At 36.5% G+C, this 11,606-nt stretch carries 10 protein-coding genes; 1 reads left to right on the forward strand and 9 read right to left on the reverse strand.

Features of this window, described 5'->3' with window-relative positions:
* Positions 1-38: 38 nt before the first annotated feature.
* From EQG63_RS05905 to EQG63_RS05940, 8 genes are read right to left on the reverse strand one after another with little or no spacing between them, the layout of a single operon-like run.
* Positions 39-1,148, reverse strand: a complete 1,110-nt coding sequence (locus EQG63_RS05905) for a cupin domain-containing protein (protein ID WP_129435433.1) — start codon at positions 1,146-1,148, stop codon at positions 39-41.
* Between the two features lie 60 nt (positions 1,149-1,208).
* Positions 1,209-2,531 (reverse strand): APC family permease, encoded by a 1,323-nt coding sequence (locus tag EQG63_RS05910; RefSeq protein WP_129435434.1) that lies wholly within the window; start codon positions 2,529-2,531, stop codon positions 1,209-1,211.
* 14 nt (positions 2,532-2,545) lie between these two features.
* Entirely contained in the window at positions 2,546-3,526 is a 981-nt protein-coding gene (locus tag EQG63_RS05915) for a carbon-nitrogen hydrolase family protein (protein ID WP_129435435.1), read from the reverse strand.
* A gap of 7 nt (positions 3,527-3,533) precedes the next feature.
* The gene (locus EQG63_RS05920) at positions 3,534-3,959 is read right to left on the reverse strand and encodes an acyl-CoA thioesterase (protein WP_129435436.1); all 426 of its coding nucleotides are present in this window, start codon (positions 3,957-3,959) and stop codon (positions 3,534-3,536) included.
* 3 nt (positions 3,960-3,962) lie between these two features.
* On the reverse strand, positions 3,963-5,552 hold the full coding sequence (locus tag EQG63_RS05925) for an AMP-binding protein (RefSeq protein ID WP_129435437.1): 1,590 nt from the start codon (positions 5,550-5,552) through the stop codon (positions 3,963-3,965).
* A gap of 8 nt (positions 5,553-5,560) precedes the next feature.
* Complete coding sequence (locus tag EQG63_RS05930; protein WP_129435438.1) at positions 5,561-7,909, reverse strand: oxidoreductase; 2,349 nt, start codon at positions 7,907-7,909, stop codon at positions 5,561-5,563.
* A gap of 48 nt (positions 7,910-7,957) precedes the next feature.
* A complete protein-coding gene (locus tag EQG63_RS05935) occupies positions 7,958-8,410 on the reverse strand; it encodes an SRPBCC domain-containing protein (RefSeq protein WP_129435439.1) in 453 nt (150 codons plus the stop codon).
* Positions 8,411-8,413: 3 nt separating this feature from the next.
* On the reverse strand, positions 8,414-9,016 hold the full coding sequence (locus EQG63_RS05940) for a flavin reductase family protein (protein WP_129435440.1): 603 nt from the start codon (positions 9,014-9,016) through the stop codon (positions 8,414-8,416).
* 114 nt (positions 9,017-9,130) lie between these two features.
* Here EQG63_RS05940 and acs point away from each other — a divergent pair, with 114 nt between their 5' ends.
* The gene (acs, locus tag EQG63_RS05945) at positions 9,131-11,038 is read left to right on the forward strand and encodes an acetate--CoA ligase (protein WP_129435441.1); all 1,908 of its coding nucleotides are present in this window, start codon (positions 9,131-9,133) and stop codon (positions 11,036-11,038) included.
* 6 nt (positions 11,039-11,044) lie between these two features.
* Here acs and EQG63_RS05950 read toward each other — a convergent pair whose 3' ends face one another.
* The gene (locus tag EQG63_RS05950; protein WP_129435442.1) at positions 11,045-11,605 is read right to left on the reverse strand and encodes an exonuclease domain-containing protein; all 561 of its coding nucleotides are present in this window, start codon (positions 11,603-11,605) and stop codon (positions 11,045-11,047) included.
* Between the last annotated feature and the right edge of the window lies 1 nt (position 11,606).

Below are 11,606 nucleotides of genomic sequence, written 5' to 3' on the forward strand. Positions count from 1 at the left end.
TTTTAAGAATTTAACCGCAAAACCGGTGCTATTTATTGTTATTGAATTTGTTGATGTCCGTTATTATCTTCTAATTCTCTAGACTGGAATAAACCTAAACTTTCGATGACTGGCAAATCGTTAAATTGAAATAAACAAGCATCTTCAGTTTCTGATATATTATGATGTTCGTGCCAAGCCCAAGAAGGAATACAGAAAATATCTCTTTCTTTCCAATCGAATCGTTTTCCGTTAATGATAGAATACCCTTTTCCTTTGGCACATTGGTACACAAAAGAACCTGTATGCTTGTGCGCTTTCCCTTTGAAACCAGCTGGTAATAATTGCATCGCGGCACCCATCGTTTGCATCACATGACCGCCCGTTAACGGATTTGAATATTGCATAAAAATGCCATCAAACGGATTGATTTCTGAAACTTTTTGCGCTTCTAAAAGTGCTGGATACACATTGCTCCAAGAATATTTGAATAAAGGCGAATACGGTTTGTCCCAGGCGTTGTCGGCTGGAATTAATCCGGCGCAACCATAAGCAATTGGGGAATAATTTAATGGCTTGATTAAAGGTTGTTTTCCATCATACACTGCATAATCATTTGCTTCTAGCGCATTCACCAATGGAATATCCAAACCATCTTGCCAAATGCAGGTTTTTCCACCTTCTTCAACACCGTGTTCGTGCCAAGTAGAATTTGGAGTAATCACAAAATCGTTGACTTCCAACATGATTTTATTGCCATCTACAACGGTATAGCCTTTGTCGCCTTCCATAATAAAACGTAAGGCAGAAGCTTTATGTCGATGCGCGGAGGTACTTTCGCCGGGACGGGTCACCTGAATACCAGTATACAGCCAGCCCACAGCAGCACTGACATCTTTGCGCTTGTCATTAACTAAATAAACAACGCGACGTCCGGCTTGTTCAGGCGTAACCAGTTCGGAAGATTTTAAAACCAATTCCCGTAAATCATCATATTTCCAAAGCATAGGAACAGAAGAAGTTCTTGGTTCCCAAGGTTCAATGTCGTTAGCAACGGTCCATAAAGCACCAGCCCCAAGGGTTTCGAGCTCTTTGTAATACGCTTCTAATTCGGGAGTATCTTTAACTCTGGCGCGACCAATTTGGTCATCTGAATATTTTCCTTCCATATCTATTTTTCGAAAAAATCAGTCGTAAAATTACGATTTATCTTCTAACTTTTAAGTTGATTATTCTTTATTTGATTTAGGTTTGAGTAACAAAAAAATAGGGTACGAAAGTAAAGTTATCCCAACAATGGCTAGGAAACTTTTGCTGTCGCTATAAGCAAATCCCGTAAATAAGGCTATCGAAAATACGATCATTAAAATGGAAGTATATGGATAGCCCCAAGATTTATAGGGTCTTTCTAGATTGGGTTCTGAAATACGCAATTTTATTAATGATACGTAGGTTGATCCCCAAACCGTGATAGCCATAAAAGTGGATAATAAAAACAAAATTTCAAAAGTTCCAATGTAAATTAAAATGAAAGCAAATAGAGAAGACACTAACAGCGTAACTATTGGCGTACCAGTAGTATTAATTATTGTCCCTTTTTTGATAAAAAAACCATCCCGACTCATTCCATATAAAATTCGAGAGGGCACCATCATGTAGGCATTTAAAACACTTATAATAGAAAATATTGCTATGATTGTTACCACTATAGATCCTTTTTCTCCAAATACTACTTTTGCAACATCTGAAGCTGCTAATGGAGAATTGGCAATATTAGAAACAGGCAAGACATATAAAAAAGCCATATTGATGATTATATATATTGCAATGACTAGCAATGCTCCAAAATACAATGATCTTGGAATGTTCTTCCCTGGATTTTCATCTTCTTCTGCAAAAAAACAAGCAGCATTCCAGCCATCATACGTTCCTAAAACCAATTGTAATGATTTTAAAAAAGAAATGATAATTCCCGCATCCATTAGTGCAGGTGTTTTTTTTATTGGTTCAATTTGAATACCGGTGTAGCTAAAGCAGGCGATAATTAAGATGACAAACAATATCACTTTGATAACACTGGAGATTTGTTGTACAATACTTCCACTTTTAATTCCTGTAGCATGAAGAAGGGTAAAACCTATGAGGAAAGCCATCGCAATAACAGTTGTTTCGTTTTGCCATTCCGGCATAAGAATTACGATATACTCACTAATCACAATACAAAAGAATGCGGGTGCAATAGCATTGGAGAAATAGTCAAACCAACCGGTAATAAATCCGGCATAATCACCAAAAGCACGTTTCACATAATTATAAGAACCACCAGCCTTTGGTAACATCGAAGCTAATTCGGCATAAGTTCCAGCACCAATCAAGACATAAATACCTCCCAATAACCAACAAGCAATAATGAGCCAATAGTTGTCTAACATTCCAGCAATAGTTCCTGGAGTTCTTAGTATACCAACACCTATGGTGCCACCAATTAAAATAGCAATTCCGAAACTAAGGCCAAGAATTTTTTTTAATTGATTAGGGGATTTGCTTGTCATATTTTGTTGTGCTTTTATTTTTTATTGAAATCCTCGTGATTGTCAATAAAGGTGATTTTTCTAGTTGGTGCTATATTTACTCTCAAATCAAAAATATCAAAACGGTTGTAATGTCCTAAGATATCGTGCATTTGCTTTGGTTGAATGCATTTTTCCAAATCGATATCGGCATATACCATTCCTTCATCGTCAATTAATGGTTCGCCAATTACTGCTCCATTCGGACCAATAAATCCAGAAAAAGCAGAGTTTTTACGAGTTAGTAATTCTTCAACATTCGGAACATCTTCTTTTAAGGCTTCCATAATTTCTTTTGAAATCGTCGAACAGGATACAATTGTAAACAATTTTCCTTCGAATGAGTGTGCCGCAGCACGAATTTTAATGGCTTCCGCCATATTATAATCGGGTGGAGCAACAGGTAGTGAAATATAATTCGCTATGTGAATTAATTCCCCTTGAGAAAGCAGTGTAAAACGAGCTAAAGTGTTGGTATTCTCTCCACAAGCCAACGTTCCAATAGGGCCAATTTCCGTATTATATACTTTTAAAGAAGAACCATCCCCAGAAGTCCACGTTAGTTTTTCAGCCCAAGTTGGGACTAACTTTCGGTGTTTTCCGATTAAATTTCCGTGGTTATCGATAATTAAATTCGTGTTGTAAATTTCACCATAGCTATCACCACGTTCGTTAATTCCAATTACGATATGAATGTTATATTCTTTTGCGGCTTGAAACAAAGGTTGCATTGCTTCTTCATCCGTTTTGACCGAACATTTGTATAGTTTTTCGTACCATTTACTCCCTTGAACGGGTGTCATAATCCAATTCCAATAAGGATACCCAGCTATGAAAACTTCCGGGAAGGCAATCAGTTGTGCGCCATTTTGACTGGCTTCTTTGATAAAAGTAATTGCTTTTTCAACAGTTTTTTCTACGTTAAGAAATACGGGCGACGTTTGTACCGTTGCTGCTTTGAATTTTTTAAAGTCCATAGTTTTTTTATTCTGATATAAGAAAATATCCAATTTTAGCTCTCATTGCTTCGTTAAATGCTTCGGCAGCAATGGATTTTCGATCCTCTCCAATTTTTACGTTAACCAATGTCACTTCACCTTCTAAAACGGTTTCTCCCTCTTGGTTTTTGAATAAAAATCCGCATAGTAGGGAAGAAGAGCGTAATTCTTTCACCCAAAGCTCTTTGATTATGGTTTCTCCTAAACGAGCTGCTTTTTTGAATTGCACTTTTAAGTCCACGGTTGGAATTCCGTTGGATTGATGCATTTTGTGAAAAGGGCGATCCAAGGCTTCTTCAAACCAATCTTCCACCAAATCATTTAGCATTTCTAAGAAGCGTGGATAAAAAACAATTCCAGCATAATCAATATGTTTGAATTTTATTTTTTGTTCTTTGATAAAGTATTTCATATATTATTTTAACTTAAATCGTTGGATTTTACCTGTTTCTGTTTTAGGTAAATTGTTGGTAAAATTAATTACTCTAGGGTATTTATATGGTGCAGCTACTTCTTTGAACCACTGTTGAATAGCTTTTGCTAACTCATCATTTGCTTTATCTGTTTCTTTTAAAACAATATGGGCGCAAACTAACATGCCACGTTCTTCATCAGGTAAACCCACAACAGCACATTCTAAAATGTCATCGTGTGTTAAAAGTACGGATTCTACTTCAATTGCGGCAATATTATAGCCAGAAGAAATAATCATATCATCCCCACGTGCTACAAAATAGAAGTAACCGTCTTCATCCTGACGGAAAATATCACCAGTAATATTCCAGCCATTTTCAACGTATTCTCGTTGTTTTTCTTCTCGATTTAAATATTTACAACCTGTAATGCCGCGCACCGCTAGTCTTCCTGGTTCATTTCTTGGTAATTTCTTTCCGTTAGTATCGATAATTTTTGCTTCATAACCAGTCACAGCTAAACCAGTGGCACCTGGTTTCATATTTTCTTCGTTAGAAGAAATAAAAATATGTAACATTTCGGTAGCTCCAATTCCGTCGATGATTTTTAAACCTGTCGCCGCATACCAATCTTGCCAAACTTTTAAAGGTAAAGTTTCTCCAGCGGATACGCATTTTCGAAGACTTGAAATATCGTACTCATTGACTTTTGTGGTAATAATTCGCCAAGCCGTTGGAGCCGTGAAACAAATCGTCACTTTATATTCTTGAATGGCTTTTAACAATAAATCGGGACTCGGTTTTTCAATTAAGAATGTCGAAGCACCGAAATACATTGGAAACAAAACCAATCCACCCAAACCAAAAGTAAAACCAAGGGGTGGACTTCCGATGAATACATCATTTTGGGTTGGTTGCAAAGAATATTGAGGAAAGGCTTCGCAAATATTTAATATATCTTTGTGATAATGTGCCGTCATTTTTGGCAAACCTGTAGTTCCAGAAGTAAAACCAATCAAAGCTACCGAATCGGATTTGGAGTGATAATTTTGGAAGGTTTTTGGTTTGTTTTCTAGCAACTTTTCTACCTCGGAATTTCTGTAGAAACTCACTTTTTTAAGAAAATCGGATTGGACTAGATTCATTTCTTCGGCCAACTCACTATCACAAATCGCATGTGAAATTTCAGCACAATCGATAATGGTTGTTAACTCTTTGGAGCGTAATAAAGGCATGGTTGCCACGACAATTCCACCTGCTTTTAGCACGGCAAACCAACAGGCCACCATCATTGGATTATTAGCTGATCGCAATAACACTCTATTCCCAGATTTCAAATTTAAATCGTCTATTAAGACATGAGCAATTTGATTGGCTTTTTCATACAAATCCTGATAGGTCCAAGTTTCTTCAAAAGTTCTGATACAGATAGTGTTTCCTCGACCTTCTTTAATATGATTGTCCAATAATTTTTCAACACAATTGAGCATTTCTGGTCGATTAAATTGTGGTAAATCCAAGAATTTATATTCAGGTTGTACATCCAGATTGGGTAAGCTTAGGTGTGCGAAATTGTCTTCGTAATGTTTCATAACAGTAATTACTTCTTATTACTTTTTGGTTTTAAAGCTATTTTCATGCCTTCAGTTTGTTTTCTTTCGGAAGCTTTTAGCGGGTACAAATGTGAAATTCCCATTTTGTATGGATTTGGAATGTCTGTGGCTTGGAAATGTTCGTAAGCTTGTGCATTTCGTACAAAATTTGCATCCAAAAGTAACGGTCTTCCTAAGGCTACTAAATCGGCACGACCGTTTAAAATAATCGTATTGATTTGATCGATATCTTGAATATAACCTGTTGTTATGGTTGGAACATGAACGGTATTTCTCACCGCATCTGAAAATGGCGTTTGCCACATTCTTCCTGTTTGCGGTTTTTGATTCGCCACTGTATTTCCTGTCGAAACATTGATGATATCGGCACCCGCGTTTTTAAAAGCTGTTGCAATGGTGATGACATCTTCTTCTGAAATTCCGTTTTGCGCCCAATCGGAAGCAGAAATTCGAACCGACATGGGTTTTTCTTTTGGAAACGCATGTCTCATTTCTGTAAAAATTCGTAATGGAAATTTCAATCGGTTTTCGATACTTCCGCCGAATTCATCGGTTCGAGTATTTGTTAAGGGAGATAAGAAAGACGCCAGTAAAAATCCATGATGCGCTTGCAATTCAATCATGTCGAAACCAGCAGCATCAGCATTTTTAGTTGCTTGTACGAATTGAGAAGTCACCAAATCCATATCAGCAATTGCTATTTCTTTAGGTGTTTTTGAATTCTCATTGAACGGAATCGCAGACGCAGAAAGTAATTCCCAACTCGAACCAGTAAACGAATCTTCCCAAGGTTTTTTGGTTGCACCTTTTCGACCCGAATGTCCTAATTGAATTCCGATTTTCGTTTGTGTATTATTATGAATGAAATCGTTAATGCGTTTCCATGCTGTAATTTGAGTTGCGTTATAGATTCCGGCACAACCTTCTGTAATTCTACCATTTTCTGAAACCGCAGTCATTTCGGTTAAAATCAATCCTAAACCACCAACAGCACGCGAAGTGTAATGTTGAAAATGCCAATCATTTACCAATCCGTTTTGGGCAGAATATTGTCCCATTGGCGTCATTACAATTCGGTTTTGTAATTGTAAATCGCGAAGTTTAAAGGGTGTGAAAGCGGCGCTTTTGCCTTCGAGAGCCTCAGGCAACGCTTCGAGAATCTCAGGAAACGTGTTTTGTTTTAAATTGTTGGCTGAGGCACTGGAAGCCAACAAGAATTCTCCTAGAACTTTATCTGTAAATGATTTATCGCGTAAGCGTAAGTTTTCGAAAGTCACTTTTTTGGCGCGCGTCATACATCCGAAAGCAAATTGATAAAAAGGATGCTGGTTGTGACGGTTCATGTTTTCGAACCAATCTAACGACACTAAAGCTGCATATTGAATCATTTCAACGGTGTTTCTTCTCGACTTATCATATTGTTGAAAAGCGGCTTGGACATCTGTTGGATTCGCAATTACAGCATCGGATAAACCAATGGCAGAATCCATAGCAAGTTTCGTTCCTGAACCAATAGAATAATGCGCTGTGGCTTTAGCATCGCCTAATAAAACGATATTTTTATGATACCAATTTTCATTGGTTACGTGTGGAAATTGGCGCCAATGTGATTTATTTGAGATAAGGGAATGACCGTCTAATTCTGCAGCAAAAATAGCTTCGATTTTAGTGATTGTGTCTTCTTCATTAGTCACTTCAAAACCATGTTTTTGCCATGTTTCTTCCGAACATTCGAAAATCCACGTACTCATTCCTTCTTGATATTGGTAGGAATGTGCTACGATTAAACCGTGTTGGGTATTTCTGAAAAAGTAGGTAAAAGCATCCAATGGTTTTGTAGAACCTAACCATACAAAACGGTTTTTCTTCATTTCGATTTTGGTGCCGAATTCCTTTTCATATTTCGTACGAATGGCACTTGCAATTCCGTCTGAAGCTAAAATAATATCTGAATCTGCGAATTGTTCTAAATCGTCTACATTTTGTTCAAAGTGAAGATTTACGCCTTCTTCTTGGCATCGTTGGTGTAATAATTTTAGTAACGTTTTTCGAGAACAACCGCAAAAACCATTTCCAGCGATATTGACAGTTTCACCATCACGGGCTACGATAATATCATCCCAATAGGCAAATTCACTACGAATTAATTCGTAGGATTGCATATCGCGTTTTAAGAACTCACCTAAGGTTTCATCTGAAAACACGACACCAAACCCGAAACTATCCTCTGGTTTGTTACGTTCGTACACATCGATTTGACAATCTGGTAATGCTTTTTTGGTTAATATTGAGAAATATAGTCCGCCGGGACCTCCACCAATTACTGTTATTTTCATGTTGTCATTGCGAGGATCGAAGTAATCTGAACCTCATTAATTATATTTTTACTTTTTTTTCATAAAATCAAAAGCGCCTTTACGCAAATTGATATTGTATTCTAAATAGGCTTTTAAACAGGCTAAAAAGTTCGACCATCCAAAAGAATTTCCAGAAAGCCATTGTAGACCAGCTTCATTATTTTCCATGCTTTTTTCGGAAATAGAAACTAAAGTTGAATTGTTTTCTTTTTCGGAAAGCGTGATTTCTACTAATAAATCGTGTCCCGAATTCTCCCAATAAAAAGAAACGTATTTGTCTTTTTCAACTTTTTGGACTTTTACTGGACATTCAAAATCAAATTCAGGAAATTTCCAGATTAGGTTTTTTCCTGTTTCCATAATTCCAGTGCTTTGTGAAATGAAATAATTGGACATTTTTTCAGGAATTATAATTGCTTCAAAAACTTCATGAATTGGCTTTTGAATTTGCATAGCGCACTTAATTTCTAACTTGTCCATAATTTATCTTTTAATAGAGAAGATTTCACCTAGTTTCGAATAATTGAAGCCTGCTAAACGCGCCACAGGTCGATAGACCTCCATATTTATTTTACTTCCCTCAAGTATTGCTTTTTCATTCACATGAAATAAAACAACACGACCAACCATTATACAGGCACCACCATTTTTATGATCTTCTAAAAAGTAATGATGCACCAATTCGCATTCCATGGTAATTAAACATTCGGCAACACGTGGAGCTTTAATTTTTACAGAAGCGATAGGAGTAAGGCCTGCTAATTCAAATTCACTTTCGTTGGAAGGAATAGCTTGAGAGGTTATATTCATCTTTTCAACCAAATCTTCGGTAACCATATTCACTGCAAATTGTTTGGTTGCCAATACATTGTTGAGAGTGTCTTTATTTTTGTTGCCCGTCCTTACAGTTGAAAACATAACATGAGGAGGATCTTCGCCAACTACATTAAAGAATGAAAACGGCGCTAGATTGACATATCCGTCTTCGCTAATAGAGGAAATCCAACCAATTGGTCTCGGAATCACAATTCCGGTTAATAATTTATATACGTCAGACGAAGGAATTTCGTTTGGGTCAAATTGCATAAAAAATTAGTTTAACAGGTTTGAAAAATAGCAAAAATATCTGTAAAAAGGAATAAAGTTTCTCTTTATTTTTAAGCATTTTTCTTTTACTTTTGAATATTAAAACGAACCAATATGAGTTACTTCAAAGTCAATAATTTAGAACAATATTTTAAACATTATAACAAATCGGTTCGTGAACCTCGTAAATTTTGGGGAAAAATAGCGGAAGAAAATTTTGTTTGGTACCAAGGCTGGGATAAAGTAGTTGATTTTGATATGGCTACTGCTGATGTCAAATGGTTTGTTAATGGAAAACTTAATATTGTTAAAAACTGTATTGACAGACATTTGGCACGAAAAGGTGACAAAACAGCGATTATTTTTGAACCCAATAATCCGGATGAAGCAGCACAACACATTACCTATAGTGAATTATATGTTAGAGTTTCTAAATTAGCCAATGTACTTCGAGAGCAAGGCATTAAAAAAGGAGATCGCGTTTGTATTTACTTACCTATGATCCCGGAATTGGCAGTTTCAGTTTTGGCCTGTGCAAGAATTGGTGCGGTACATTCGGTAGTATTTGCCGGTTTTTCGTCTGCTGCAGTTGCCTCAAGAATTGAAAATTGTGGAGCTAAAATGGTTATCACAGCTGATGGTGGTTATCGCGGCGATAAAACGATTCCGTTAAAAACTATTGTCGATGAAGCTTTAGAGAAATATGATGCGGTTGAAAAAGTTTTAGTTGTAAAAAGAACTAATCAATCGGTTCAAATGCAAGAAAATAGAGATTTTTGGATGGAACCACTTTTAGAAGCTGCTTTAGATAATAATGTAGCTGAAATTATGGATGCCGAGGATCCGTTGTTTATATTGTATACTTCGGGATCGACAGGAAAACCAAAAGGAATGTTGCACACCACAGCAGGTTATATGGTGCAAACCGCGTATACCTTTAAAAATATTTTTAATTATGAAGAAAACGATATTTTTTGGTGTACTGCCGATATTGGTTGGATAACAGGTCATTCTTATATTGTATATGGTCCGTTATTAAATGGAGCCACTACTGTAATGTTTGAAGGAATTCCTTCATATCCTGATTTTGGACGCTTTTGGGAAGTGATTGATAAGCACAAAGTGACCCAGTTTTATACCGCACCCACTGCTATTCGATCGTTAGCTAAAGAAAGTACTGATTGGGTTACCAAACACGATTTATCCTCTTTAAAAGTAATTGGTTCGGTAGGGGAGCCTATAAATGAAGAGGCTTGGCATTGGTATAACGATCATGTCGGAAAGAAAAAATGTCCGATTGTAGATACTTGGTGGCAAACCGAAACGGGGAGTATTATGATTTCACCGATTCCATTCGTAACCCCAACCAAACCTACGTATGCAACCTTGCCATTACCAGGAATACAGCCTGTTTTGATGGATGAATTACGCAATGAAATTGAAGGGAATCAAGTAGTAGGAAGTTTGTGCATAAAATTTCCATGGCCGAGTATGGCTCGAACCATTTGGGGTGATCATCAACGTTATATTGACACCTATTTTAAAGCTTTTCCAGGAAAATATTTTACAGGTGACGGTGCTTTACGTGATGAAGTAGGCTATTACCGAATTACAGGTAGGGTAGACGATGTCATTATTGTTTCAGGGCATAATTTAGGAACGGCGCCTATTGAAGACGCGATTAATGAACATCCTGCAGTGGCCGAAAGTGCAATTGTAGGTTATCCGCACGATATAAAAGGAAATGCTTTGTACGGATTTGTAATTTTGAAAGAAACCGGTGAATATCGTGATCGTGATAACTTATCAATGGAAATCAATCAACAAATCGCCAACCATATTGGACCTATAGCGAAGTTGGATAAAATTCAGTTTGTAAGCGGTTTGCCTAAAACACGTTCGGGTAAAATTATGCGACGTATTTTACGTAAAATCGCTGAAGGCGATTTCAATAATTTTGGAGATATTTCAACTTTATTAAACCCAGAAATTGTTGAGGAAATTAAAGAAGGCAAGGTTTAAAAGATGTTATAACCCTAATTTATTTCTCATTTTCAGAAATAACACCGCAATCATATAAGCAGAATTTCCCGAGGTAGCCACTTCGGGATTTTTTATGTTATAAAAAGAAAGTAATTCTTCTAACGAATACTTTTTAGAAGCGGTATCCATTATGCGATCGTGCATGACTTCTACATCTAGCAGGTTACTTTTCAATCGGCCACTTTGCAGTTTGGATAAATATTCATTTAAAATTTCAATATCATAATGAATTCGGTGACCAATTAAAGTCGCATTTCCCATAAAATTAATTAAGGATTCGATGGCTTGTACTTCTTGATAGGTTACTTCTTTCGATTCTAAAATTTCGTCTTTATTTAGCTCTATTTCTAAGCTACTTTCTACTAGAATCTGATTGTTTTCAATGGCCACAGCTCCAATAGATATTATTTTATCTTTGGTAGGATTAATTCCTGTTGTTTCTAGATGTAACGCAACTTTTCGAGTAGAAGGCACTTCCAGTTGTACTAAATAATATTTCCAAAATTCAGGATAATCTTTTCCTATATTTTTAATCCAGTCCAGCATT

It is taken from the genome of Flavobacterium amnicola (assembly GCF_004122165.1).
GTDB classification, from domain to species: domain Bacteria; phylum Bacteroidota; class Bacteroidia; order Flavobacteriales; family Flavobacteriaceae; genus Flavobacterium; species Flavobacterium amnicola.